Here is a 25368-nt window from a genome sequence, read left to right on the forward strand (position 1 = left end):
TCGAGCGATCAGCGCAACCCGTACCGATCCAACTTCTTGTAGAGGTGGCTGCGCTGCATGCCGAGCTCCTCGGCCGTGCGCTTCACGTTGCCGTCGTTCGCGGCCAGCTTGCGCGCGATGAAGAGCGCCTCGGAGCGCTCCTTGAACGCCTCGAAGGTCTCGGCGTCGAACGGGTCGTCGCCGTTCGCGTCCACGGCGCGCGCGCTCGTCGCTGCGGATGCGAGCAGCGGCCCGCGCGCCAGCACGCGCTCGATGTCGTCCACGGTCAGCGCGTCGCCGTCGGCGAACACGTGCGCCGCCTCGATCGCGTTGCGCAGCTCGCGCACGTTGCCGGGGAAGGGATGCTTCGCGAGCCGCTGCGCCGCGTCCGGTTCGAGCGTGGGGGGGCGGCGACCGAGTCGGCGCCCGATCGCTTCGAGGAAGTGCCTGGCCAAGGGTTCCACGTCCTGGGGCCGCTCGCGCAGGGCCGGCACGCGCAGCGTCACCACCGACAGGCGGAACAACAGGTCGGTGCGGAACGTGCCCGCGTCCACCGCTGCCGCCAGATCCGTGTTCGTCGCCGCCACCACGTTGATGTCGACCGGGATCGACGCCGAACCACCCACGCGCCGGATCTCGCGCGACTCGAGCGCGCGCAACAACGCCGCTTGCGCACCGAGCGGCATGTCGCCGATCTCGTCCAGGAACAGCACGCCGGTGTGCGCCGCCTCGAAGTGCCCGACGCGCGCCTCGTGCGCGCCCGTGAAGCTGCCCTTCTCGTGGCCGAACAGCTCGGACTCGATCAACTCGTCCGGGATCGCCGCGCAGTTGACCGCCACGAACGGACCGCGCGCGCGTGGCCCCGACAGGTGCAGGTGGCGCGCGACCACTTCCTTGCCCGTGCCGTTCTCGCCGGTCACGAGCACCGGCACGTCCGCGTCCGCCGCGCGCTTCGCGTCGTCGAGCACGGCGCGCCACGAGGCCGAGGCGCCCACCGGATCGAAGCGCGAACCCAGCTCGGTGCGCAGCGTGCGGTTGGCGCGCTCGAGGCGGCCGCGTTCCAGAGCGCCGGCCACGCTGACCAGCACGCGGCTCTGGTCGAGCGGCTTCTCGAGGAAGTCGACCGCGCCCTGGCGGCAGGCGCCCACGGCCATCTCCACGTCCGCGTGGCCCGACACGACCACCACCGGCGGCGCGTCGTCCCGGGCCTCGAGGATCGCGAGCAGCTCGAGCCCGTCCATCCCGGGCATCTTCACGTCGGTCACCACGGCGCCGCACAGGCGACCGCGCGCGGCCTCTTCGTCGAGGCGCGCGAGGGCCGCCCGCGCGCTGCCGGCGGTCCAGACCTCGTAGCCCTCGTAGGCGAGCAGCATCTCGAGGGCCAGGCGGATGTCGGCGTCGTCGTCCACGACCAGGACCGGGAGCGCGCGCGTCGCTGTGCGGGCGGGGTCGGGGGTGGAACTCGAGCGGGGGTCGGTCACGGGCGAGGGCGCTGGGGACGGGGAGGTGGGGAGGAGCTGAAGCCGTCGGCGCGCGTTCGCCAGCTGGTGCGGCGGTGCGCGGGCGCCGATTTCTTCGCAGGTGGCTCTCGGCGAGCCGCTCGATCGGTGGCCGGGCGACCGGTTCGTGGCCAGGAGCGGGTTCGAGGACCGGCCGGGGTCCGCGCGGGCGGGACGGGGCGGGCCGCGCTCGCGTTCGAGCCCGACTCGCCGCCCCATGGTGGCCCGCCGGACCCGTGGCCGAGCCGCTCGGGGTGCCGGCCCGCCGCGCTCGGACCGTAGTCGCGACGCGGTGGGGGTGTAGGAAGGGTTCGAGGGATTCGGTTGGCTTGACCGACCCTACCCCCTCGCTATCATCCCGCTCCATTCCCCGTCCGCCTCCCGACCCCCGGAAGGCTCCCGTCGGCCCCCCCGTGGCGCCGGACGGAACGTCCCACCCTGGTCGTGCGCCCCGGCGCGTCGGCCGCTCGCGCTGCCGTCGTGCCGCGCGAGTCTGCGGACGTCCCGCCCTGCCGCTCGCGCCCGTCGACGGCCGCGACTCCCCCGACTCGGCACTGCGCGCTTCCCGTGCGGCGCCCGACCCCACCATTCTCGTGCAGAGGCATCCCATGACCGGATTGACCCGGAAACTGGTCCCCGCCGCGCTCGCGCTGACCCTGGCCGCGGCACCCGTCGCCGCCCAGAGCAGCGAGCTCGTCCAACTCTTCAACGAGGGGATGAGCCTCTTCGAGCAGGGCCAGGAGGCCGAGGCTCTGGCGACGCTCGAACGCGCTCTCGCGCTCGATCCCACGTCCGACGAGGCCTACGAGCTGTTCCGGGCCCTCGAGGCCGAGCACCTCGCGCGTCAGGATCCGTTCGAGCAAGAGGCTTGGATGATCCTGCTCATGCGCGGCGGTCAGTTCGAGCTGGTCGCCAAGCGCTTCCTCGATCTGGCCGAACTCGGTCGCATCGAGCGCCAGAACGACCGCGAGGCGATCCGTGAACTGCTCACGGCACTGAACGACGACCCGACGCCGAGCGCCCGTCGCCGCATCGTGGCCGACCTGCGTGCGCGCCACGGCGAGTACGCCGTGCCGTACATGCTCGGCGCCCTCGCCGACCGCTCGGACGACGCGTACCGCGTGCGCGTCATGCTGTCGCTGGCCGAGATGGGTGGTTCGGTCGTGCCGCCGCTCGTCGAAGCCCTCGAGAGCGAGTCGAGCGATCCGTACATGGCCCGCAACGTGGCCGCCGTCCTCGGGAACATCGGTGACCCGCGGGCCATCGGCGCCCTCGCCTGGCTCGCGAACAGCGAAGCCGAGCCGGGTGTCCGCAGCGCCGCCGGCGACGCGCTCTCGCGCATCCTCGAAGGCCAGGGCCGCTCGGGTCTCGACCTCGGCCCGTCGGCCCAACTGGTCCACGAGGGCAACTCGTACCTCAACCAGTCGGACGAGGTGCTCCTGCCCTTCATGTACTCCCAGGTCGTCTGGGACTGGAAGGGCGGCGACCTCGAGGCCACCATCGTGCCGCGCACGATGTACCCCGAGGAGATGGCGAAGATCGCCTTCTACCGCGCGCTCGACGCCGACGCGACCAACCTCGACGCCCGCGCCGGTCTCGTGCGCGCCGCCGTGGTCCAGGACTACGAACTCGGCCTGATCGCCACCGCCGGCGGTGACGTCGAGTCCCAGATGGACCAGGCCGCCCAGGGTCTCCTGGTCGCTCTGTCCGCCGGGACGAGCGCCATGGAGCGTGCGCTCGAGCAGGCGATGGCCGACGGCGACATCGCCGCGACGATCGCGATCCTGCGCACCTACGGTCGGACGGCCAGCGCGCCGACGACCGCCATGCAGCAGGCCCTGCGCCACGACGTGCCCCAGGTGCGTGAAGAAGCCGCGATCGCGCTGGCCCACACCGCGCTGTCGGGCAACTCGACCGCGGTCGACTCGGCCGTGATCTCGAACCTCGGCACCGCCGGCGGCCGCTCGATCCACCGCACCGCGCTGGTCATCGACGCCAACGACCGCCGTCGCACCGAGATGGTCGCGGCGCTCGAGGCCTCCGGCATCGCGTGCCTCAGCTCGGACAAGGGTCTGCTGGGCCTCGCCACCCTGCGCCGCGCCGGTGGCGTCGACGTGGTGGTCTGTGCCAGCACCCTTCCCGACGTCACCACCCAGCAGGTGCTGACCAACGTCCGCAACGACGTACGTCTGTCGAACACGCCCTTCGTGGTCGTGGCCGACGACCCGGAAGCCTTCGACGACATCGAGGAGCTGTACTCCGACCGCGCGAACGCCGTGGTCCGCGGCGTCGACCAGGTGGGTGACGTGGAGGAGGCGCTCTCCGAGCGCGTCAACACCGACCGCGCCGAGGCCGACGACCTGGCCACCCGTGCCGCTTCCGCCCTGTCCGCGCTCGCCGCGGCCGGTGTGGACGTGTCCGCTGCCAGCGACCACCTCGCCGGAACCCTCGCCTCGAGCGAAGCCCGTCCCGATGCGGTGATCGTGCCGGCCCTGCGCACCCTGGCGCTGCGCGGCAACGACAGCCACGCCGCGGCCATGCTCGGTGTCCTGACCGACGACGCGCGCAGCGACGCTGCCCGCACCGTCGCGGGTCAGTCCCTCGCCAACCTGCTGCGCCGCACGGGCGGTGCTGCTGATGGCGCCTACGAGCCGCTCCAGGCCCTCGTCACCTCCGACGCGGCGATCGCCGTGCGTCAGGCGGCGGCCGAGGCCCTCGGTGCCCTGGCCCTCGGTGACGCCCAGCGCGCCGAAGCCCTCGTGGGTTCGGACGTGACCGTCAGCGAGTGATCGACCGCCTCTAGCTAGCGGACCGGGTCTCGATCCGGTCGAAGCTGCGCAGCGCGCGCCCGCGACTTCGGTCCGGGCGCGCGCTGTCGCGTCCGGGGGAGCTTGGACGTGGAGCAGTGACGAGAAGCAGGGACGAGATGCCGGGACGAGAGGTCCCGCGACCTCGCCGGCCCCGGGGTGGCGTCGCACCGGCCGGGGACCGTCCGCACGTTCGATCCGTGGCACGAGCGCGGACCGTGAGCCGGGAGCGCGGGCGCACGGCTGCTGCGCGTCACCGTCCTCTCGAGTCACCGTTCCGTGCGGACTCCCGTGCGGCGCGCGCGGTCCGTCTCCGAGGCGAGCTGACGTGGCGCGAGCGGCGCGATCCGTCGAGGCCCGTCCTCGGGGCGTGGACTCGCGAGCGCGCCGGGCCGAGTTCCGACCGCGCGAGCACGCCAAGGATCGGGGCGCGCGGTCGCACGACTGGCCGCGCGGCGCTTCAAATCTCCCGCGGAGTGTTCACACGGGCCGCCTGCTGCGGCATTCTAGTGCGCTCGATCGGGCCACTGGCCCGACGCGATCGCCAGAGTAGCTCAGCGGTAGAGCACTGCTTTCGTAAAGCAGGGGTCGTCGGTTCGAATCCGATCTCTGGCTCCATCCACGCCCGGGGCGGGCCGTCACAGGACGGCTCGCCCCGGTTGCGTTCACCGGCACGGTTCTGCACGGGCACGGTGCTGCACGGGCACGGTCCTTCTCGGACACAGTCCTGCACGGGCCCGAGAAGAGGCACACGCCCGGCGAGCTCGGGGAGACGTGCGCCACGTTCGCTCGCGCGCGAACGGGTCGCGTCGCCGGACGTCCGCGCCTGCGAGGACGTCAGGTACCGGTCACGAGCGGTTCGAAGCCGCGCTCCGTCAGCTCCAGTTCGATCGCGCGTCCCTCGCCCGCCCCGCGCGTCTCGATCAACACCTCGATCTCGACGCTGCCCACGGGAATGCGCCAACCGGCGCGGAAGTGGCTGATGTCGACGATGTTCGCTCCGTGCTCCGCGAGGACCTCGGCCATCGCGCGCAGCCGGCCGGGGACGTCGCGCGTGCGCAGGCGCATCGCGTGGTAGCGACCGGCCTTCGTCAGGCCGCGCTCGATGACGCGCGCGATCAGGTTGAGATCGATGTTGCCGCCGCACATCAACGAACAGACCACGTCGCCCGCGCCGATGCGGCCCGCGAGCAGCGCCGCCACGCCCGCCGCACCCGCGCCCTCGGTCACGACCTTGACCTCCTCGATCCCGCGCACGATCGCCTCGGTGATCTCGCTTTCGGAGACGCTGACCATGTCGTCCACGAGGTCGCGGACCAACGGCCAGGTGTTCAGGCCGACGCGACCGACGCGGATCCCGTCGGCGATCGTGGTGGGGCGCTCGACCTCGACGGGCTCGCCCGCGGCGAACGAGCGCGTCATGGGGTTCGCGCCCTCGGCCTGCACGCCGACGATGCGCACGCTCGGCTTCAGCGCCTTCACGGCCAGCGCGATGCCCGCGACCATGCCGCCGCCTCCGGTCGGGACGACGATCGTGTCCACGTCGGGCAGATCGGCCAGGATCTCGAGCCCGATCGTGCCCTGGCCGTGGATGACCTCGAGGTCGTCGAAGGGATGGACCATGACCAGGCCCTGCTCGTCGCACAGGGTGCGCGCCGTGGCGTAGGCCTCTTCGTAGTTCACGCCCGCCAGCACGACCTCGGCGCCGTGCGAACGCGTGCGGTCGACCTTCACGACGGGCGTGTCCTTCGGCATCACGATGACCGCCCGGCAACCCGTCAGTGCGCCCGCCAGCGCGACGCCCTGGGCGTGGTTCCCCGCCGAGGCCGCGACGATCCCGCGCGCGCGTTCGGCGTCCGAGAGCGTGAGCACGCGATTGAGCGCGCCGCGGACCTTGAACGAGCCCGTGCGCTGCAGCGTCTCGAGCTTGAGGTGGACGCGGCGCCCGACCACCGCTCCGAGCGAATGGCTGATCACCGTCGGCGTCCGCACGATGTGCGGCTCGAGACGCTGCGCCGCGGCGCGGATGGCGGAGAGGGCCTGGGCCGGATGGGTGGGCGCGCTGGCGTCGGTCATGGACGGATCTCAACCTAGAAGGCGCCACGCTGGCAAGCTCCGTCGCCCGAAGGCTCGACTCGGAGCGCGGTTCCGACGGGAACGGCTCCGTGCGGATACCATCGTGTCCATGACGCACTATCTCGTACTCGGCGCGGGCCGCCAGGGCACCGCGGTCGTTCACGACCTCGTCGAGCACGGTGGCGCCACCTCCATCACCTGGGTGGATTCACGGGAGGCTTCGCTGCAGACGAGCATGCGGCGCGTCTCGCAGGCGACGGGCTTCAAGGCCCTGCGCGGTCAGGCGCTCGACGCCTCCGATCGACGCGCCCTGATGCCCCTGTTCACCGAGGCGAAGGTGTGCGTGAACGCGCTGCCGTACCGCTACTCGCTGGCCATGACGCAGTTGGCGCTGGAAGGCGGGACGCACTACCTGGACCTGGGTGGCAACACCGAGATCGTGCAGGAACAGCTCGAGCTGCACCGCGCGCACCACCGCGGCGCCGAGCTGTGCGTGCTGCCCGACTGCGGTCTGATGCCGGGACTCGGCAACCTGCTCGTGGCTCTCGCCGTCGACGAACTCGGTCCGTGCTCGGTGGTCGAGGTGCGCTGCGGCGGCCTGCCCCAGGATCCGAAGCCGCCGCTCGACTACATGATCGTGTTCAGCGTCGCCGGACTGACGAACGAGTACTTCGGGCGCGCCCAGGTCCTGCGCGGCGGCGCGGTGACCGAGGTGCCGACGTTCACCGAGCTCGAGGAGTTCGAGGTCGAAGGGCTGGGACCGGTCGAGGCCTTCATCACCTCAGGCGGGCTCTCGACGACGCCGCAGACCTTCGCGGGTCGCATCGACGAGCTGGACTACAAGACCATCCGCTACCGGGGGCACCACGGGAAGTTCAAGGTGCTGCTCGAACTCGGGCTGCTGGGGGAGGATCCGGTTCGTGTCGGCAACGCGGACATCGTTCCGCGCCAACTCCTGCACCACCAGCTCGAGAAGCACCTCACGCACCCGGGCGCCAAGGACGTCACGGTGTTGACCATGCGGGCGGAGGCGAAACCGAAGAAGAAGGGCGCGCAGGCTCCCGAGGGCAAGCGGGCGATCCGCGCGCGCATGCTCGACGTGCACGACGAACGCACGGGCTACTCGTCGATGGAGCGCACCACCGCTTTCTCGGCCACCGCCTGTGCGGCGATGATCGCGCGCGGCGATGCGGTCGTCGGCCCCGGAACGCTCGAGACGGCGATCGATCCGCACACGTTCCTGCGGGAGCTGGCGACGCGCGGCATCGAGGTCACGATCGAGCGCGACTGACGGCGCCCGTCGATCGGTCCGGCGCGAGCGTTCCGGACCTCCGCACGCGAAGCGGCCCGCCTCCGTCGATCGACGGAGGCGGGCCGCGGTCCGTTGCGGTCGAGCGTCGCGCGCGCCGCACGGATGCGGCGGCGAGCGGCTCAGGCGAGCTTCTTCTGCAGGTCGCCCTTCTCGAACATCTCGAGCATGATGTCGCTGCCGCCGATCAGTTCGCCGTTGATGAACAATTGCGGCGTGGTCGGCCAGTTCGAGTAGGCGACGAGCGACGGGCGGATGGACTCGTCCTCGAAGATGTTGACGACCTCGAACTCGACGCCGGTGCGGTCGAGGATCTCGATGGCGCGGGCGCTGAAGCCGCACATCGGTTGGAAGCGCGTGCCCTTGGCGAAGAGCACGACGGGCTTGGACGTGACGATGTCCTGGATCGTTTCCTTGGTGAACATGAGAGTGTGTGTGGGTCGGAGAGTGATCGGGTCGGTGCGGAGCGCGTCGGCCGCCGCGTTCGGTCGAAGAGTGCGTTCGTCGGGGCGATCGCGTCCGGGACGCGTGGCCCTCAGGGAGTGCGGGTCTTGATCTGCAGGGCGTGGATGGCGCCACCGAGGTGTTCGCCGCAGGCCGCATGCACGATCTTGTGCTGATCGATGATGCTCTTGCCGTCGAAGATCGGCGAGGTCACGTCCACGGCGAAGTGGTCGGAGGTGCCCGTCAGGTCGCGGACCTGGACGACGGCATCGGGGATCTCACGCTCGAGGATGACCTTGAGCTGGCTGGTGGAGAGGAGCACGGGATCGGATTCGCTGTCGGGGTTTCGTAGGGGGTCGCGGAGGCGGGGCGCCAGTGCCCAGGCCGATCGGCGCGGCGGCGGAACGAGCGTAGAGTACGGCCGGAGCGGCACGCCGCGGCCCTCGTTCCAAGGTCCTGGTCGGCCTTCGAAGCCAGCCGGTCGTCGGGCCACGGCGAGCGAGCCGAGTCCGAGCGACCGCGAAAGCCATGGGGCCGAAGCCCCGCGGGTCCGAAGCCCCAGGGGCCCGCGTGGGCGCGCCGCTCCATGGACCACGAAACTGCCCGATTCGACCGATGATCTCCTCCACGTTCGCCCTCGCCGAGACCGCGCGCCCTCTGGCCGAAGCCCTGCCGGAGCTGTTCGGCCGCCTGCACCCGGTGACGATCCACTTCCCGATCGCTCTGCTGCTGATGGCGGCCGTGTTCGAGGGTCTGAACGCCCTGCGCGGGGACGCGGGGCTGCGGCGCGCCGCCGTGCTGTGTCTGTGGTTCGGAACCCTGGGTGCCTTGGTCGCAGGCGGGACCGGGTGGGTCCACGAGAGCCTCGAACCGTCGCGCGAGCCCGACGTCGAGCTGCACCGGTGGCTCGGAGTGGCCGCCGCCGCCTTCGCTCTGCTCACCTCGGTCGTGGCGGTCGTGGCCCTCGGAGCGCGCAAGGGAGCGCGCTCCGTGCGGCTGTTCCGCGCCGGGCTGGTGATCACCGCGGTGCTGACCGGCGGAACCGGCAAGATCGGCGGCGAGATGGTGTGGGGCGCGGACTGGTACTCGCGTCCGTTCGAGGCCCGTCCGGCGCTCTCGATCCCGCCCATCCAGCTGCCGCCGATCGGGCTGGACGGCAGCGGCGCCGGCGTGAGCGCTCCGTCGTCGCCGTCCGACCCGGGGCCGATCACGTACCTCGGGCACGTCGAGCCGGTGCTGGCGCGTCACTGCTACGAGTGCCACGGGCCGACGGGGAAGGCCGACGGCGACCTGCGTTTCTCGGAGCTCGCGAAGGCCCAGGAGATCTACTTCGGCTTCGACTGGGAGGCGTTGATCGCACCCGGTTCGCCCGACGACTCCGCGCTGTACGGCGTGCTGGTGCTGCCGCGCGACCACGATCTCGCGATGCCACCGAAGGCCGAGGGCGAGATGTCGGCCGACGAGATCGAACGCGTGCGCCGCTGGATCGCCGAGGGTTCGACGCTCGAAGCGATGTTGCGCTGAGAGCCGGTCCGACCGGCGCTCCGTCCGGATCACCGCACGCGTCGCCGTTCAGGCGTCGCGCAGGTAGCGCCGCACCAGGTAGCTCAGCGCGTCCGCCGCGAGCACCAGCACGACGCCCAGCCCGATCAGGAGGGCCATCTCGTCGTAGTACAGCTTCGACCGCGCGTCCTGGATGACGTAGCCCAGCGTGCTGACGCCCAGGAGTCCGAGGACCGTGGCCTCGCGCACGCAGGTCTCGTAGCGGTAGAACACGTACAGCAGAAGACGCCCGAGCGAGAGCGGGAAGCCGGCTGCGAACGCCACCTGCGCGCGCGTCGCCCCGGCGCCGCGCAGGGCACGCAACGGCGCCGCGGGCAGGTTCTCGAGGGTCTCGGCCTGCAGGCGCGCGAGGATGCCGCCGTTGTGGATCGCGAGGGCCAAAACGGCGGGCCACGCGCTGTAGGGCAACAGCGCCATGAGCAGGAAGGCCAGCACGTACTCGGGGAGCGCGCGCGAGGCGACGAACGACCCGCGCACCAGGTGTCGGACGATGCGCCAGCCGCCGCGATCGCGACTCGGATCGAGCGGCTCGCGCGTCGCGATGTTGCGCGCGCCCAGAGGTGCGGCGAGTGCCGCGAACAGCGCGGCCAGCGCGATGGCTCCGATCGCAAGGTGCAACGTGGTCCAGGCCGCCTCGAGCCCGCGGGTGCGCTCGAGGACGTCGCCGGCCCACGCGCCGAGCTCGCCGAGACTCCACGGCCGACCGCGCAGCGGCTCCGGCTCGAGCTCGCCGACGAAGCGCGCGAGGTTCTGGCGCGACGAGGCCTCGAGGAGGTAGCTCGGGAAGAGACCGCCCGTCGTCCAGGCCAGCACCCCGAGCAGTCCGACCAGACCGACCGAGACGGTCAGGTAGCGACTGCGCGGGCGGCGCGCGGCGAGTTCGCGGATGCGCCGCTGTCGGTCGGCGCCGAGCCCCGTGTCCACGGCACCGCTCATACGACGAACCGCCTGCGCAGACCGGCGCTCCACAGTTCGAAGACGACCACCATCAGGGCCAGGGCGTAGAGGTAGGTCCAGACCTCGGCGTAGTGCAGGTCGAACCAGGCCAGCTTCAGGTCGAGGCCCAGCGTCGGCAGTCCGAAGAAGCCCATCACCGCGGCCGACCGCAGGGCGCACTCGAAGCGGTAGAAGGTGTAGGCGACGGCGTTCGGGAGCACGCCCGGCACCAGTCCGAAGACCAGCTCGCAACGTCGCGACGCGCCCAGCTGTCGCAGCGCGAGTGCCGGCTGCCTCGGCTCCTCGTCGAGCATCTCGCTGAAGACCTTCGCCAGCGTGCCGGCGTAGGGGATCGACAGGGCCAGCGCGGCCGAGAACGGCGTCAGTCCGAACGCGGCCAGGAACACGACCGCCCACAGGAGTTCGTGGACGGAGCGCATCAGCGCGATCGCGACGCGCACGGATGCGAACAGGACGAGGCGCAGGGAACGCAGGGCGCGCGGACCTTCGCGATCCTCCCAGAACGCGCTCGCGCCCATCAGGCCCAGGACGCTGCCCACCGCGATCGCGAGCGTCATGCCGCCGGCGGCGAGCAGGATCGTGTGCCAGACGCCGAGCGCGACCTTGACGAGGAAGGGACGGTAGCCGGGGGACGGGTCCTCGTAGTCGAGTGCCGGCGACAGGGCCTGTGCGAAGAACGCGCGCGCGATCCGCCAGCCCGACTCACCGGGAACGAGACCCGACAGCGGCGTGTCGAGCTGCGTGAACGCAAGGAGCGCGAGCAGGGCGAGGCCGACCGTGACGAGCAGGCGCCGGCCGACGTTGCGCACGAGGCTCGACGAGGGCGGAAGCGGCGCGCGCCGGGGGCGTCCGTGCGCTTCGGACCGGGGCGGCTCAGGCGCCATCCGACAGCAGCTCGGTGTCGTCGAGCTGGTACAGCCGTTCGAAGTCCCGGGTGTCGACGGCGGCGGTGGGGCGGTCGAACACGACCTCGCCGGCGCGCAGACCCACGAGTCGATCGAAGCTCGCGCGCGCCAGTTCGAGGCTGTGGATCGAGACCACGAGGGTCAGACCTTCCTCGCGCGCCAACTCGGTCAAGAGATCGATCACGGCCCGCGCGCGCGCCGGGTCGACCGACGCGACCGGCTCGTCGGCCAGCAGGATGCGCGGGCGTTGGTGCAGGGCGCGTGCGATCGCGACCCGCTGCTGTTGGCCGCCGGAGAGCGTGTCCGTGCGCTCGAAGAGCTTCTCCTCGATGCCGACCCGCTCGAGCAGTCGGTGGATCTCGTGCACCTCGGAGCGCGACGGCGCGAACACCGAGCGCAGGCCGCCCACGAGCGAACGCTCGCCGAGTCGCCCCAGCGCCACGTTGTGGTTCACGCGCAGGAGCGGGACGAGCCCCAGGTGCTGGTGCACGAACCCGATCGAGCGCCGGACCGCGCGCAGTTGGCGCTGGTCCAAGGACGCGGGATCGCGCCCGTCGATCGCGACGCTGCCGACGGTCGGATGGAGCGCGCCACCGAGGGCGCGCAACAAGGTCGTCTTGCCGCTGCCCGAGGGACCGACGAGCGCGAGCTGCTCGCCGGGTCGAACCGCGAGATCGACGCCGCGCAGGACGGTCTTCGAGCCGAACGTGACGCCCAGCGCGCGAGCCTCGAGGGCCAGGTGGTCGTCGGTGTGATCCACGCGTGGTGTGGTTCGAAGCTCGGCCGGTGCAGCGCTCCCGGTTCGCGTGCGAGGTGCGAATCGGGAGACGCCGCCGTGGTCCGCGCTCGCTCAGCGCAGGAGCTCGAGCTGTTCGGCCAGGCCGACCAGCGGAGCGAAGTCCTCGTTGCGTGCAGTGGTCAATCCCTCGGGCCGGTCGAGAGCGGACAAGAGCTCTGGATCGTCGATGGAGACCAGGACCGCCTGTAGGCGATCGATCGTGCCGGCGCCGAAGATCTCGTCGATCGCGGGGTGCGCGTTCCACGAGTAGTCGGGGTAGTCAGGCGTCTGCCAGACGATGAAGCACCGGGCCGGGTCGATGGCACCTTCGGCGAGGCGCTTGTCGTAGGTCGTGTAGGACAGGGCGCCGGCGTCGACGCTCCCGTTCTGCACGGCTTCCCAGGTCTTGTCGTGGCTGCCCGAGTAGCGGTTCGGCGACCCGAAGAAGTCCTCGGGGCTCTGCTTCGTCGCTTCGCGGATGAAGAACTCGGGCATGAGGCGACCCGAGGTCGAACTGTCGGAGCCGAACGTGAAGCTCTTGCCCGCGAGCTCCATCGGGAAGGGACCCGAGCCGCCCGGTTCGAGACCGCTGTCGGGGTTCGCGATGAAGTAGCTCTTGTAGCGCGGGTCGATGGTGCCCTGCGCGATGGCTCGGGCGCCGTCGACGGCAAGGCGCGCGCGCACCCCCGTCAGACCACCGAACCAGGCCAGGTGCACCTGGCCGTTCGTGAAGGCCTCGACGGAAGCCGTGTAGTCGGCGACCGGAACGAACTCGACCTGGATGCCGAGCTCTTCGGTGAGGTGGGCCGCGACGGTGTCGAAGCGCTGCTTCAGTTCGGTCGCGTTCTGGTCCGGGATCGCGGTGAACTTCAGGACGGCGGCTTCGGTCCCGTGGGACTCGGCCGAGCACGACACGAACAACGGTGCCGCGACGAGCACGACGCTGGTGCCCAGGGCACGGAGAAGGGATCTCATGATCGGAATCTTCCCCTTCGTCTGTCGGGGAAGCCGGGTGGGTGAACGTGGGCCGGGCGCACGTCGATCGCGTGCCCGAGAGAGGCCCAGCATAGGCCCCGGGGAGCGCCGGTGCGACCGCTGCCGCCGCGACCGGTCGATCCAGGCCGAAGGGTGCCCTCAGTCGCCCATGTAGCCCAACGCGCGCAGGGCGTCCGCGTCGATCCCGCCGCCAGCGCGACCCTCGACGGCGTCGAGCGGCAGCCAGTCGCGCTCCTCGGTCAGCCGTGCCTTCAGCGCGCGGAACACGTCCGGGTGCTCGTTCGCGCGATCGATCAGCCCGATCGGGTCCAGTTCGAGGTCGTAGAGCTCGAACCGGTCGTCGTGCAGCGCGTCGAGCCACACGAGCTTGAAGCGCCCCGAGTAGGCCGCGAACTGGGCCTTCTCGACGTCGTGGTGGTCGCGGTCCTCCACGTAGACCACACGGTCGTCGGGCAGGTCCTCGGCGGCCAGGTCCAAGCCGAGCTCGGTACGTGCGGGCAGGCCGGCGAGTGCGCGCAGCGTCGGCGCGACGTCGATGCCGCTGACCGGGACCGACGAGCGGCCCGAGCGCGGCGCGGCGCCCGGCAGACGCAGCACCATCGGCACGGTGACCTGCGGCTCGAGGATGTTCTCGTGCTCGTACTCGCCGCCCTCGCCGAACGCTTCGCCGTGGTCGGCGGTGATCAGCACGGCCGTGTTCGACGCGTCGAGGTCGAGGCTGTCCAAGAACTCGGAGACCAGGACGTCGAGGTCCGCGAACTCGGCCTCGTACAGCGACAAGAGGTGCGCGTCGTCCTCGGGCTCCATCACGTAGCCGTCGGGGAAGTCGTTCGCGCGGCTGGCGTGGCCGCCGACCACGCCGTCGTACTTCGTCGCGTACCGAGCGCGCGCCGCGTCCGTCGGGTTGTACGGCCAGTGCACGTCGAACATGTTCACGAACGCGAACCAGGGCCGGTCGTCGCCGTTCTCGATCCAGGCTCGCGCTTCGTCGAGCGGACCGTCGGCCGGGCGTTGGAAGTCCTGGATCCAGTGCGGTTCGCCGTCGTTCCAACCGAGCCCCTTCTTCCTGATCAGCACCGCCTGCAGGTCGTGGACGAGAGCCCACAGGTGCGTCTCGGTGCCCGCGGGATCGACGCGGTCCTCGTAGGTGTCGAAGCCCGCGTCCAGGCCGGTCGTCGCGCGCAGCACGCCCGTTCCGACGAACGCGCCCGTGCGATAGCCGGCGCGCTGCAGTTCCTGCGCCAGGGTCTCGCCCCCGGACTCGGGCAGGTGCCGCGTGTCGAGCAGGCGCGCGCCGTGCTCGGTCGGGTACCGGCCGGTCAGCATCGACAGGTGCGACGTGAACGTGAAGTGCGTGACCGAACGCGCGTTGTCGAAGACCAGCGAGCGTTCGGCCAACTCGGCCAGCGCCGGCGTGGTCGCGCGCTCACCGCCGAGGAACGAGAACGATCCTGCGCGCGCCGTGTCCCAGACCATCAGCAACAGGTTCGGAGCGTCCGCGCTCGTGAGCGTCGGCCGTTCCGGTTCGGGCAGTCCACCGGGAGGCAGATAGCTTCCGATCAGGATCGCCGCGAGGACGAGTCCGGCGCGCGCGGGCGCAGCGGCGCGGGCGAGCAGGCGCTCCGCGAGCAGAACGGTGACCAGACCGGCTGCCATGAGCCCCAGTCCGGTGAGCCACGGCGCGGGTGTCTTCAGGCGCGAGAGGTCGCCGCCGATCGACGTGAACGCGTTCAGCGCCGAGTGCATCAGGACCGGTGCAGCGGCGGCCAACACGACGAACGCCAGGCGCAGCGGCCGGGCTTCGTCGCCCGTGCCGCGCACGAGCAGGAACCGTGCGACGCGAGCGCGCGCGGCGAGAGCCAGGACCGCGGTGGCCACGAGCGTGGGAACCAGCCAGAGCAGGACGCCCTGCAGGAACAGCGCGGGTCCGGCGGGACGGTGCGGTAGTCCCAGCCGCGTCGAGAACGCGTCGATGGCGCTCAGGAGGATGGCGGCGACGACGGCGCGGGAGAGGTTTCGGCGGAGCACGACGGGCGGAGGGTGGACGAGGGGGAGCGCGGCGGGCGGGCGCCTTGGTTCGATCGTCCGCGCACGCGGCCGGACTCGAGCGCGACGCGCGGATCCCGTCGGCGATCCGGCTCGCGTTCGCGGCACCCGCGACGATCGTGGCGGACTCGGAGGATACCGCGGTGGTCGAGGCCCACGGCGCGCCTTCGCTCCGTGCCGCGCGCGCCGTGGTCGCGCCGCGGGACCTCGGGCGGCGCGGTTCGCTGCGCCGGGGCGAAGAAGAGGTCGCCGGGAGCGTAGGCTCGTGGCGGAGCCGAGCGCCCTCGCGGGCCCCGACACCACTTTCCATGAACACGAAGACCATCGGCATCGTGCTGGGCCTCCTGTGGGTCGCAGCGATCGTGTGGGTCGTCCTGCTCTGGCAGGGCGAGACCCCGACCGACCCTGACGGACCCCAGGACTCGGCCGCCGTCGACGTGCTGCCCGATCGCGATCGACCCGTCGCTGCGGACGGGAGCGCCGCGAGCGGATCCGGCGAGTCGACGCCGCCAGACGTTCGCGAACCGAAGGTGGTCGATCTGGTGGAGACCAGTACCGGAGCGGGGGACGCGACGGAGACCGACGACGGGCCCGGGCCCGATCCGTCGTCCGTCGACGACGTCGATGACGGGACCGAGTCCCCGGCCGTCGTCCTCGGCGATCCCGATCCCTACGAACGCAAGATCCTGCGCCAGATCTTCGACCCGCTCGAGGACGCGGCGCAGCGCTACTCGAAGCACGACGACCTCGAGGAGAGCACCTTCTTCGGCGAGGACCAGGAGTCGAACCAGGCGGCGATCGACCGGCTGCTCGACGAAGCGATCGAGACCCTCGGGCTGTCGTCGATCAACGAGACGCGCGGCCGACTGCGCGCGATCCGCGGCGAGCTCGACGCGGCCGAGGAACGTCTCAGTCGCGATCGCGAGGCGCGCCTGTCGGCTCCGTTCGACAGCGAGGTGAGCACGCTCGAGAAGCCCTTCACCACGACGCGCGAGGACTACGAGGAGCGCATCGAGGACACCGAGGAGAGCATCGCGCGGCTCGAGCGCGAACGCACCGACCTCGAGTCGGAGTTCGTCGACGAACTGCGGTCGGTCGGACTCGAAGTCAGTCCCGAGACGGCGCGTGGACTGCTCTCGACGGTCTCGGGCGAGGACTTCGTCGAGATGTGCGTCGTCTTTCACAACGTGCGGCTCGTGACGGTCCGGCTGCAGCAGCTGACCGAGGAGGCGGGCGAGTCCCTCGACGTGGCGCGCCGCTACTACGGTTCGTACGTCGTGCTCGTCCGCATCCTCGACACGATCCAGAAGGACTTCGTGCGGCGCGTGCGCGAGGACCAGGTGCCGCGCCTCGCCGAGTACAGCGAGAAGGCGCGCGAGAACATCGCCCAGGCGAAGCGGAACCTGAAGGACGGCGGCGATCCGGCCATCGCGGCCCAGAACATCCGCTCCAACGAGCTGACCCTCGACGCCTGCCTCGCCTACTCGCGCTACCTGCTCGACCAGGCCGACGCCGTCGCGCGTCAGAACGAGGAGCTGCAGCCCCGTCTGCGGGACGCGATCAACACGTTCGAGACCGTCCAACTCTCGAGTCAGGTGGCGAACGCCATTCGCGAAGCGCGCCGGAACTTCTCGGCCTTGCTCGAGCTCCAAGTGCCGGACCTGCGCGGGTTCGAGAACGTCGAGCTCCAACAGGAGTTCGAGCGTCTGACGGACCAGTTGCTCGAGCCTTGACCGACAAGCTGTTCGGCGCGCGCGGCGTCCTGGGGTACAACCCCGCCCCGTGAGCCAGAACGACGCCGTCCACCGATCCTCGAACCCGCCCGGCATCCTGCGTCTGGCGGCGCCCCTCATCTTCTCGTTCTGGCTGCGTGCCGCTTTCACGCTGGTCGACCGCTTCTTCGCGGGTTCGCTCGAGGACCAGGATTTCGGGAGCCTGGCGGACGCGTCCCAGGCGGCGATCGGACTGACGACGCCGATCGAGTTCCTGATGATCGCCTGCTGGGTCGGGACGTCGAACGGGCTGACCAAGCGCCTGTCCGAGGCGATGGGGCAGGGAGCCTCGGCCAAGATCGCCCAGCTGCGCGCGGCCTCGGTCCGCATCACGCTCGTCCTGGCCGCGGTCTTCCTGGTCCTCGCCGCCGTGATCTGGTTCGCACCGACGGTCTTCGCGCCGGCGGACGAGCCCGACGTGGTGCAGCAGTTCCAGATCTACGCGAGCGTGCTGATCGGCGGCTGGGCGTTGACGATGTTCTGGTCGATCCTGCCCGACTCGATCGTCAAGGCGCACCACGACACGAAGACCACGATGTGGGCGGGACTGATCAGCTCGTTCCTCAACGTGGGGCTGAACTACCTGTTCGTCTTCGAGTTCGGGCTGGGCATCTTCGGCATCGCGTTCTCCAGCGTGATCGGCCGCTTCGGCGGACTGGGCTACGCCTGGTACCGCGCCAACCAGCACGAACGGCGCCGGCTCGATTCCGAGGAGACTCCCGACACGGCGCGCTTCGAGAGCGCCCTGCGCGTCATCCTCGCCATCGCGGTCCCCTCGGGACTGACGTACGTCCTGATGGGGTTCGAAGGCCTCGCGATCAACACGATCCTGCGGGGCACCGAGGACGCCAAGACGGCGCTCGCCGCGTGGTCGGTCTTCGACGGACTGGGGCGCTTCTTCCTGATGCCTCCCATCGCGATCGGAGTCGCGCTCCTGCCGTTGGTCGCTCGTTGGCGCGGCGCTGGAGCCACCGTCGTCGCCCTGCAGCGCGAGGTGCGTCTCGCGATCGTCGCTGCCGTCGTCTACGCCGTCGTCCTCGTGGGTCCGCTCGCGTGGCTGTCGATCGATCTGGTCGTGCCGCACCTCATCGACGAACCGCTGAGCGAGCGCTGGGCGGCGCTCGGGATGCTCTGGCTGCCCGCGGCCGTCCTGTTCAACGGCATCGCCATCGCCGTGCGGCCACTGTTCGACGCCTACGACCGTCCGAAGTCGGGTCTCGGGATCAGTGCGGTGCGCTCGATCGCCGTCACGATCCCGCTCTTCCTCGCGGGCGGCGCGATCGCAAAAGCCACGGGACACGACGTCATCGTGGGGTACTACGCGGCGGCGGTACTTTCGGGCGTCGTCGGTGCCGTGATCACCTGCGCCGCTCTCGCGCGCATCGGAGCGCTCGCGTTCCGGGCGCCGAAGGACGTCGGGTCCGCGGCCTGAGTTCGCGCACAGGTTCCGCCCTCAGCGCGGGCGGCGACACAGGGTCGCGAAGCGCTCGAGCAGCACGCGCGACGAGAGGTCGTCCGTGAGCGCGCCCAGAAGGTGGTCGACGTCGATGCCCTGGTCCTCGTAGGACGACCGGCGCGCCTCGAGGTACCCGGCGGTGATCGGCGCGTCGAACTCGGGGTGGAACTGCACGCCCCAGGTCGTCGGGCCCAGTCGCAGGGCCTGGTGTCCGTCGTGCTCGTTGCGCGCCAGGACCACCGCGCCGGTCGGAGGCTCGAGCACCGACTGGGTGTGGCTCTCGAAGACGGCGAGCGCGGGCCCGAGTCCGGCGAACAGGGGGTCCGCCGCGGCCGCGTCGGTCAGCTCGACCCGGTGCTCTCCGACCTCCGTGCCGCGCGGGTTGTCGGCGACCCGTCCGCCCAGGGCCTGGGCGAGCAGCTGGTGCCCGTAGCAGACTCCGAGCAGAGGCAGCGTCCCGTGGGCCGTGCGGCACCAGTCCTCGAGCGCGAGCGACCACGGTTCGCGGTCGGTGACCATCGCGGGTGAGCCACTCAGCACCGCGCCCGCGAACGTGCGCGGAGGCGGGAGTTCCTCCCCGAGATCGGCCTCGATCACGGTGCGCGGCGCACCGAGCGCTCGACCGAACCACAAATCGAAATCGCCGCGTCGTTCACGCACCCGGGGCACGGTGCGACCGCAGAGGACGATGGCGATGGGGTTCATGGAGTCGAGTGCGTTCGTGCGGTCCGCGCGTACGAGCGCGGTGCGGCGGCGGCCGACACGTTCACGCGCAGCGCGTCGAGAGCCTACGAGAACGGGCGAGCCGCTCGAAGCGACTCGCCCGCCACATGCCCTCTGCTCGGACCGGAGCCGAAGGCTCCTCGCCGCGGGAGCGACGAGTTCTCGGTCGATCCGGCACCCGTCGTGGGGCCGGTTCTCGTGCGCGTTCCTAGAAGAGGAACGTGCCGACCTGCAAGTTGCTGGTGAAGAGGGGGAAGGCCGGCGCCGCGAAGTCGACGCTGGCGGCCTGCAGGTAGATCTTGGTGCCGATCGCGTAGCCGCCGAGCCCGCCCGAGTTGAACCTGCGGTAGCCCTTGGCGGGGTTGACGCTCCCTTCCCAGAGGACGTACAGGTCGAAGAAGTTGTTTCCGAGCTGCAGGTCGACGAAGCCGGGCAGGATCGACGGGGCGTTGCTGAGCGACGCCGTCAGCCAGCAGTAGTGGGTGAGGGGAGCACCCACGAACGCGCGCACACCGGTGGCCTGGATGATGAACGACGGGTCGGAAGCCTCGAGGTCGACCACCAGGGAGGTGTTCGAGCGAATGATGACGCTCGTGCTGACCGTTCCACCAGCGTCCTCGAGCTCGATCAGGGCGTTGCCGAGCGTGTCGCGCGCTCCGATGGACACGGTCATCTCGGTGTCGCTCACGACCGAGTACTGCGGCGGGAAGCTCGTCAGCACGACGCCGTCGAGACGCACCTCGGTCAGCCCGTTGAAGCCGCTGCCCGTGATCGTCACCGGCGTCGGCATGTCGACGCGCACCGCCTCGAGCTGCGTCGGCGACGTGCTCGCGATGGTCAGGTTCGGCTGCGGGTCCGGAACGTCGAACGCCGCCACCAGGTCGCCGGAGTTGTTCAGGTTCAGGCGACCACCCGAGACGGTGTCACCGTTGAGAGCCGGAACGACGTCGACGCCGTCGAGGATCATGCCCTTGAGAACGAGCGCCATGGCGGCCGGGTCGGCGTCGAACTCGTCCTTGAAGTCCTGGGAAGCGACGGAGTGGAGCCAGGCCACCGCGCCCGCTACGTGCGGCGTCGCCATCGACGTGCCCGAGAGCGTCGTGTACGACGACGAGCCCGAGCTGCACGAACGGATCGACTCGCCCGGTGCGCCGAGGTCGATCGTGTTCTGACCGTAGCCGGCGAAGCTCAGTTGGTCCTTGTTGTTCGTGTTGGTGACGGAGATGAGGTACGGGCTGTTGCAGCCCGTCGGCACGTCACCGGCGCTGTCGACGTTCACCGTCTGGTTGATCGTCGCGCCGCAGCTGAGGATCCCCAACTGGCCCATCGCGTTGTACGCGGCGTTCCAGGGTGCGTAGGCGCCGCTGCCGCAGTTGGCGAAGTCGATGCCGAAGCTCGAGTTCGTCGCGACGATGTTCGCTCCCTTGGTTCCACCTGTGTTGATCCAGTCCTGGCGCAGCTTGGTGACGTAGTTGTAGCCAGCGACCGCCGTCGACGTGCCACCCGACGCGGCGACGGGGATGAGGGTGACCTGCCAGTTGACACCGGCGACACCCAGGTTGTTGTTGCCGCGTGCGCCGCTGATGCCAGCCACGTGGCTGCCGTGCTGGTCGTTCGGAATCGTGTCGTCGTTGCCGTACACGTCCCAGCCGAAGCGGTCGTCGGTGTAGCCGTTGCCGTCGTCGTCGATGTTGTTGTTGGCGATCTCACCGCTGTTGACCCAGCGGTTGGGCTGCAGGTCCTGGTGATTGATGTTCATCCCGCCGTCGACGATCGCGATGGCGTAGTCGGTGCTGCCCGTGCCGCGGTCCCAGGCCTGCGGTGCATCGATGTCGTCGTCGTTGTTCCCGCCGGTCTGGCCGGTGTTGTTCATGTTCCACTGCTGGTTCCACGACGGGTCGTTGGGCGTCGTCGCGCGCGACTTCACCAGGTGGTCGGGAGCGGCGTACTGGACGTATTCGAGCGCGCCGAGGCGTCGGATCGCGGCCGGAACCGGCGTCTCGTCGGTGATCTGGAGCAGGAACATCCCGAGCGAGTCGAAGATGCAGGACTCGACGCGCAGGCCCGGCGACTCGAGCAGCATGCGTGCGAGTTCGAGTTCGGTCTCCTGGCCGAGCTGCACGATCACGTGATCGACCACGTACGGCGTCGTGCCGCACAGGAGCACGTCCTGCTCGCTGGTGGCCGTCGCGAACCGGTGTTCGAGTTCGAAGCGCGAGGGCGTGGCCACGTCGGCGGCGCGCAGGCCTTGTTGGATCTGGACGTCGAGAGCGCGCGACGGGGGGACGTCCTGTCCCAGGCGGCCGTCCGCGAGGGCGAGGACGGCGGGGGTGGCCAGGGTGAGGGCGCAGAGGTGGAGGGCTCGCATTGGGCAGTGGTTGGGGTGGTGGTGCGCGGACTCCGGTGGTTCCCGGGCGGTCGGCCGGTGGCCGACGCCCCTCTCGAATGTGTCCTACTTCCGCGAGGGGGGTCGAGGGAGGGGAGGTCCGTGAGGTCGGAGAGTCCTTGGGCAGGAGCGGTCGCGCTCGGAGGTCATCGCCGGGGCGGTCCTGGGTGGAACGGGACCGCTCCGGCACGGTCACACCTAGACTCCCTCCGGCGCCGACTGGTTCCGTCCCGAGACCCGTGACTCACACTCCTTCCCGCCACGCACCTCGCGCCGACCCAGAGGGGCCGCGGGAGCTCCCCGAAGCACCGTCAGGGAAGGACTCGAGAGCCCTTCCCTGGCGCGCTTGGGCCGCCCTGGCCCGCCCCGAGGCGCCCAGTCTGGTCCTCGGACTGCTCCTCGCCGCGGTCGGTTCGGCGTCGGCCCTGGTCTTCCCGACGGCGATCGGCCTGCTCGTTGACGGTGGAGCCGGAGCCGCCACCGGGACGGGGGAGGTCGGCACCGGGGCGGCCTCGGTCCTCGCGCCGCTGGTCTCGGGTCCGGACGGCGCCGTCGAGCTCGAGCGCCTGGGCCTCGTGCTGCTCGCGCTCTTCGCCGTCTCGAGCTTCTGCCTCGCGCTGCGCTACCTGCTGCTCGCCAACGCCGGTGAACGCATCGTGCGGCGGCTGCGCAAGCGCGTGTTCGCGGCGATCCTGCGCCAGGACATGGCCTACCTCGCTCGCGAAGGCACGGGCGAGTTGACCAGTCGTCTGGCTGCCGATTGCACGAAGGTCCAGAGCCTGCTCTCCGAAGGACTCGTCGACGGCTTCCGATCCGTGTTCGTCGCGACGATCGGCATCGCGCTGCTGGTCGCGCGCTCACCCGAACTGACCGGCGTGATGCTGCTCGGACTGCCGCCCGTGTGCCTGCTCGCGATGTACTTCGGTCTGCGGCTCTCGAAGCTCTCGAAGAAGGTCCAGGACGCGCTCGCCGCATCGACCGACGTGGCCGAACAACGGCTCGCACAGCTCTTCACCGTGCGCATCCTCGGCGCCGAGGCGCGCGCGACCGCCGACTACGCCGCTTCGATCGACGGCGTGGTCACACGCGCCTACGCGCGCAACCGTTGGGCCGCGGTCCTGACGGGCGCGGCGACGTTCGGCGTCTACGTCGCGATGGGCCTGGTCCTGTGGACGGGCGCGCACTGGATGGAGGACGGAACGCTCACACCGGGAACGCTCGTCGAGTTCGCGATCATGAGCGCGTTCGTGGCCGGCGCTCTGACCGGCCTCGTCGGGTTGTGGACCGAGGTGGCCCACGCGCGCGGCGCGACCGCACGCATCGAGGAGATCGCCGAGCGTGTGCCCCAGGTCCCGACGTTCGGCACGCGCCGGCTCGACGACTGGCGCGGCGACTTCGCGTTCTCGTGCGTGGAGTTCGCCTATCCGTCGCGACCGGACGAGAAGGTGCTCGACGGCCTCGATCTCGAACTGGCGCCCGGCGAGACGGTGGCGTTGGTCGGTCCGTCGGGCGGCGGGAAGAGCACGATCGTGGCGCTGCTCCTGCGGCTGTGGGAGCAGGACGCTGGTCGCTTGACCGTCGGCGGTGTCCCCGTCGAGGAGCTCGACGCGGACTGGTTGCGCAGTCGCATCGGCGTCGTGCCCCAGGAGCCCGCGCTGCTGTCCGGGAGCCTGCTCGACAACCTGCTGCTCGCCTGTCCGACGGCCGACGACGCGGCGATCGCGGCGGCCTGCCGAGCGGCGCGGGTCGACGAGTTCACGGAGCGCTTCGACGAGGGGCTCGGGACGCCCGTCGGAGAGGGCGGCCGTCAACTGTCCGGAGGTCAACGCCAGCGGCTCGCCCTGGCCCGGGCGCTCCTGCGCGACCCCAGGCTGTTGATCCTCGACGAGGCCACCAGCAACCTCGACGCCGAGAGCGAGCGCCTGGTGTCGGCGGCGCTGCACGAGGCCGGCGCGGGCCGCAGCGTGCTCGTCATCGCGCACCGCCTGGCGACCGTCCTCATGGCGGACCGGGTGGCGGTGGTGGACGGCGGGCGCATCGTCGAGCAGGGCAGTCCGAGCGAGTTGCAGGCCGCGGGAGGCCTCTTCGCGCGCTGGCTGGGGTGGCAGTCCACGGAACGTCGATCGGACTGAAGTTCGCCGCACGCGCGGTGCGATAGGCCGCAGGTGAGTCGTCCCCGCGTCCGACAGGCCGATGGCGAGCTGAGCTGGGCCCTGCGTCTGCCCTTCATGCTCGCGACCGCCGCGTTCGTCTCGTGCCTGCTCTCCGCCATCGAGCGTCCGCCCACCCGGGCGCGCTCGGGGCCGGAAGCGGTGCGCGTCAGCGGCGTCGACCCGGCCGTGGTGGCGCGCCTGCAGTCGGGACTGGGAGAGCTCGACCGGCGCATCGCTCGCCTCGACCGCTCGCTCGCGCGCGACGGTGCTCGCGACTGGGTCGAGGAGATCGTCCGCTTCGACGACGGACTGGAAGGCTGGGAGGCGTGGCCGCAACTGCGTCTCGGCGGCGACGTGGACCTCGGCCTCCTGGGCGTCAGCCTGCGCGCCTGGCCGGACACGACGGCCGACGGATTCGGGCTGCTCGAACTCGATCCGGAGCGGGACGCCGCCCTCGTGAAGGCGCGGCTCGGTCTCGCGCGCTCGTGCGTGCGCGGACTCGCGGGCGCGCTCGTCGATCGGCACTGATCGACGTTCGCACCGATTCGGTGCACAGGCGCCCTGGTTCGGCGTGGTGGTTCGACGTGGTGGTTCGACGTGGTGGTTCGACGTGGTGGTTCGACGCACTGGCCGCCCGCTAGGATGCGCCGATGAGCGAGTCCTCGATGGTCCCCGGCGAACGCATTCCTCCCACTTGGTCGAAGCGGGCTGTGGGTCACCGCGCGCTCGTCGGCGTGGTCCACCTGCGTGCTCTGCCGGGCAGTCCGGGCTGCGGTGCCGCGTCGGGCGCGCGTCCGTTGGACGAGGTCCTGCGTCTCGCCGTGGCCGACGCCCGCGCGTTGGCGGAGGGCGGCGTCGACGCGATCGTGGTGGAGAACTTCGGCGACACGCCGTTCTTCGCCGAGCGCGTCCCGCCCGAGACCGTGGCGGCGATGACGCTCGCCACGGAAGCGGTTCGCGCGGCCGTCGGAGGCGACCTCGCGATCGGGGTCAACGTGCTGCGCAACGACGTGCGCTCGGCGCTGGCGATCGCGGCCGCCACCGGAGCCGCGTTCGTGCGCGTCAACGTGCACGTGGGGACAGCCGTCACCGACCAGGGCATCGTGAACGGACGCGCCGCGCGGACGCTGCGTGCCCGCGCCGCCCTGGTTCCGGGCTGCGCGATCTGGGCCGACGTCCACGTGAAGCACGCGGTGCCGTTGGGAGGAGGCGAGATCGGCGACGCCGCGCGCGAGACGTTCGAACGCGGTCGCGCGGACGGACTGATCGTCTCGGGGGTCGCGACCGGCTCCGCGCCCGATCCCGGTGACCTCGAACGCGTGCGCTCGGCCGTTCCGGTGGCGCCGCTGTTGATCGGGTCGGGCTTGACGCTCGAGAACGCCGCCGACCTGTGCCGTTTCGCCGACGGCGCGATCTGTGGCACCGCGCTCAAAGTGGGGGGCGACGTGGGAGCACCCGTCGATCCGGCGCGCGTCGTTCGTATGCGCGCCGTGCTCGACGGACTCGGCGACTAGCGGTG

19 protein-coding genes and 1 tRNA gene are annotated in these 25368 nt (G+C 71.0%); 9 read left to right on the forward strand and 11 right to left on the reverse strand.

Annotated elements, in window-relative coordinates:
• Positions 1-8: 8 nt before the first annotated feature.
• Complete coding sequence (locus Pla163_RS07525; RefSeq protein ID WP_419186424.1) at positions 9-1460, reverse strand: sigma-54-dependent transcriptional regulator; 1452 nt, start codon at positions 1458-1460, stop codon at positions 9-11.
• A gap of 635 nt (positions 1461-2095) precedes the next feature.
• Between Pla163_RS07525 and Pla163_RS07530 the strand changes: the two genes are divergently transcribed.
• Both Pla163_RS07530 and Pla163_RS07535 read left to right on the forward strand, forming a co-directional pair.
• Positions 2096-4267, forward strand: a complete 2172-nt coding sequence (locus Pla163_RS07530) for a response regulator (RefSeq protein ID WP_419186425.1) — start codon at positions 2096-2098, stop codon at positions 4265-4267.
• A 561-nt stretch (positions 4268-4828) separates the two neighbouring features.
• Positions 4829-4903 (forward strand) — tRNA-Thr (locus Pla163_RS07535).
• A gap of 219 nt (positions 4904-5122) precedes the next feature.
• Here Pla163_RS07535 and ilvA read toward each other — a convergent pair.
• Complete coding sequence (ilvA, locus tag Pla163_RS07540; RefSeq protein ID WP_145185955.1) at positions 5123-6361, reverse strand: threonine ammonia-lyase; 1239 nt, start codon at positions 6359-6361, stop codon at positions 5123-5125.
• Between the two features lie 109 nt (positions 6362-6470).
• On the opposite strand from ilvA, the gene Pla163_RS07545 reads away from it, so the two are divergent.
• Positions 6471-7652 carry a saccharopine dehydrogenase C-terminal domain-containing protein gene (locus tag Pla163_RS07545; protein ID WP_419186426.1) on the forward strand — a complete coding sequence of 394 codons (1182 nt, stop codon included), beginning with the start codon at positions 6471-6473 and terminating at the stop codon, positions 7650-7652.
• 140 nt (positions 7653-7792) lie between these two features.
• Here Pla163_RS07545 and grxD read toward each other — a convergent pair whose 3' ends face one another.
• The gene (grxD, locus tag Pla163_RS07550) at positions 7793-8095 is read right to left on the reverse strand and encodes a Grx4 family monothiol glutaredoxin (RefSeq protein WP_145185961.1); all 303 of its coding nucleotides are present in this window, start codon (positions 8093-8095) and stop codon (positions 7793-7795) included.
• A 110-nt stretch (positions 8096-8205) separates the two neighbouring features.
• On the reverse strand, positions 8206-8436 hold the full coding sequence (locus tag Pla163_RS07555) for a BolA/IbaG family iron-sulfur metabolism protein (RefSeq protein WP_145185964.1): 231 nt from the start codon (positions 8434-8436) through the stop codon (positions 8206-8208).
• A 293-nt stretch (positions 8437-8729) separates the two neighbouring features.
• Between Pla163_RS07555 and Pla163_RS07560 the strand changes: the two genes are divergently transcribed.
• Positions 8730-9638, forward strand: coding sequence for a DUF2231 domain-containing protein (locus Pla163_RS07560; protein WP_419186427.1), 909 nt, complete (start codon positions 8730-8732; stop codon positions 9636-9638).
• Positions 9639-9686: 48 nt separating this feature from the next.
• Here the strand turns inward: Pla163_RS07560 and Pla163_RS07565 are convergent, their stop codons facing one another.
• From Pla163_RS07565 to Pla163_RS07585, 5 genes are all read right to left on the reverse strand, one after another.
• The gene (locus Pla163_RS07565) at positions 9687-10613 is read right to left on the reverse strand and encodes a PhnE/PtxC family ABC transporter permease (protein ID WP_145185970.1); all 927 of its coding nucleotides are present in this window, start codon (positions 10611-10613) and stop codon (positions 9687-9689) included.
• Positions 10610-11443 carry a PhnE/PtxC family ABC transporter permease gene (locus Pla163_RS07570; RefSeq protein WP_419186428.1) on the reverse strand — a complete coding sequence of 278 codons (834 nt, stop codon included), beginning with the start codon at positions 11441-11443 and terminating at the stop codon, positions 10610-10612. The genes Pla163_RS07565 and Pla163_RS07570 overlap by 4 nt, the downstream gene beginning before the upstream one ends.
• Before the next feature lie 64 nt (positions 11444-11507).
• Positions 11508-12299, reverse strand: coding sequence for a phosphonate ABC transporter ATP-binding protein (locus Pla163_RS07575; RefSeq protein ID WP_419186429.1), 792 nt, complete (start codon positions 12297-12299; stop codon positions 11508-11510).
• 90 nt (positions 12300-12389) lie between these two features.
• Positions 12390-13292: a putative selenate ABC transporter substrate-binding protein gene (locus Pla163_RS07580; protein WP_145185976.1), complete on the reverse strand. Its 903-nt coding sequence runs from the start codon at positions 13290-13292 to the stop codon at positions 12390-12392.
• 159 nt (positions 13293-13451) lie between these two features.
• Positions 13452-15341, reverse strand: a complete 1890-nt coding sequence (locus Pla163_RS07585; RefSeq protein WP_145185979.1) for a sulfatase family protein — start codon at positions 15339-15341, stop codon at positions 13452-13454.
• 326 nt (positions 15342-15667) lie between these two features.
• Here Pla163_RS07585 and Pla163_RS07590 point away from each other — a divergent pair, with 326 nt between their 5' ends.
• Positions 15668-17092 (forward strand): coiled-coil domain-containing protein, encoded by a 1425-nt coding sequence (locus Pla163_RS07590; protein WP_145185982.1) that lies wholly within the window; start codon positions 15668-15670, stop codon positions 17090-17092.
• A gap of 49 nt (positions 17093-17141) precedes the next feature.
• Positions 17142-18563, forward strand: a complete 1422-nt coding sequence (locus Pla163_RS07595) for an MATE family efflux transporter (RefSeq protein ID WP_145185985.1) — start codon at positions 17142-17144, stop codon at positions 18561-18563.
• A 21-nt stretch (positions 18564-18584) separates the two neighbouring features.
• Here Pla163_RS07595 and Pla163_RS07600 read toward each other — a convergent pair whose 3' ends face one another.
• Positions 18585-19292 carry a glutamine amidotransferase gene (locus tag Pla163_RS07600; RefSeq protein WP_145185988.1) on the reverse strand — a complete coding sequence of 236 codons (708 nt, stop codon included), beginning with the start codon at positions 19290-19292 and terminating at the stop codon, positions 18585-18587.
• Positions 19293-19518: 226 nt separating this feature from the next.
• Positions 19519-21678 carry a S8 family serine peptidase gene (locus tag Pla163_RS07605; protein ID WP_145185991.1) on the reverse strand — a complete coding sequence of 720 codons (2160 nt, stop codon included), beginning with the start codon at positions 21676-21678 and terminating at the stop codon, positions 19519-19521.
• 257 nt (positions 21679-21935) lie between these two features.
• Here Pla163_RS07605 and Pla163_RS07610 point away from each other — a divergent pair, with 257 nt between their 5' ends.
• From Pla163_RS07610 to Pla163_RS07620, 3 genes are all read left to right on the forward strand, one after another.
• Positions 21936-23828, forward strand: coding sequence for an ABC transporter ATP-binding protein (locus Pla163_RS07610; protein ID WP_419186430.1), 1893 nt, complete (start codon positions 21936-21938; stop codon positions 23826-23828).
• Positions 23829-23861: 33 nt separating this feature from the next.
• Positions 23862-24377 carry a hypothetical protein gene (locus Pla163_RS07615; RefSeq protein ID WP_145185997.1) on the forward strand — a complete coding sequence of 172 codons (516 nt, stop codon included), beginning with the start codon at positions 23862-23864 and terminating at the stop codon, positions 24375-24377.
• A gap of 122 nt (positions 24378-24499) precedes the next feature.
• Complete coding sequence (locus Pla163_RS07620) at positions 24500-25363, forward strand: BtpA family protein (protein WP_419186431.1); 864 nt, start codon at positions 24500-24502, stop codon at positions 25361-25363.
• The last annotated feature ends 5 nt before the right edge of the window (positions 25364-25368 follow it).

This window comes from Rohdeia mirabilis (genome assembly GCA_007750655.1).
GTDB lineage: Bacteria > Planctomycetota > UBA1135 > UBA1135.

Coding starts and splice junctions, on each gene's coding strand:
- Pla163_RS07600 (WP_145185988.1), bottom strand. CDS start 19,292: ATGAACCCCATCGCCATCGTCCTCTGCGGTCGCACCGTGCCCCGGGTG.
- Pla163_RS07620 (WP_419186431.1), top strand. CDS start 24,500: ATGAGCGAGTCCTCGATGGTCCCCGGCGAACGCATTCCTCCCACTTGG.
- ilvA (WP_145185955.1), bottom strand. CDS start 6,361: ATGACCGACGCCAGCGCGCCCACCCATCCGGCCCAGGCCCTCTCCGCC.
- Pla163_RS07565 (WP_145185970.1), bottom strand. CDS start 10,613: ATGAGCGGTGCCGTGGACACGGGGCTCGGCGCCGACCGACAGCGGCGC.
- grxD (WP_145185961.1), bottom strand. CDS start 8,095: ATGTTCACCAAGGAAACGATCCAGGACATCGTCACGTCCAAGCCCGTC.
- Pla163_RS07545 (WP_419186426.1), top strand. CDS start 6,471: ATGACGCACTATCTCGTACTCGGCGCGGGCCGCCAGGGCACCGCGGTC.
- Pla163_RS07605 (WP_145185991.1), bottom strand. CDS start 21,678: ATGCGAGCCCTCCACCTCTGCGCCCTCACCCTGGCCACCCCCGCCGTC.
- Pla163_RS07580 (WP_145185976.1), bottom strand. CDS start 13,292: ATGAGATCCCTTCTCCGTGCCCTGGGCACCAGCGTCGTGCTCGTCGCG.
- Pla163_RS07560 (WP_419186427.1), top strand. CDS start 8,730: ATGATCTCCTCCACGTTCGCCCTCGCCGAGACCGCGCGCCCTCTGGCC.
- Pla163_RS07590 (WP_145185982.1), top strand. CDS start 15,668: ATGAACACGAAGACCATCGGCATCGTGCTGGGCCTCCTGTGGGTCGCA.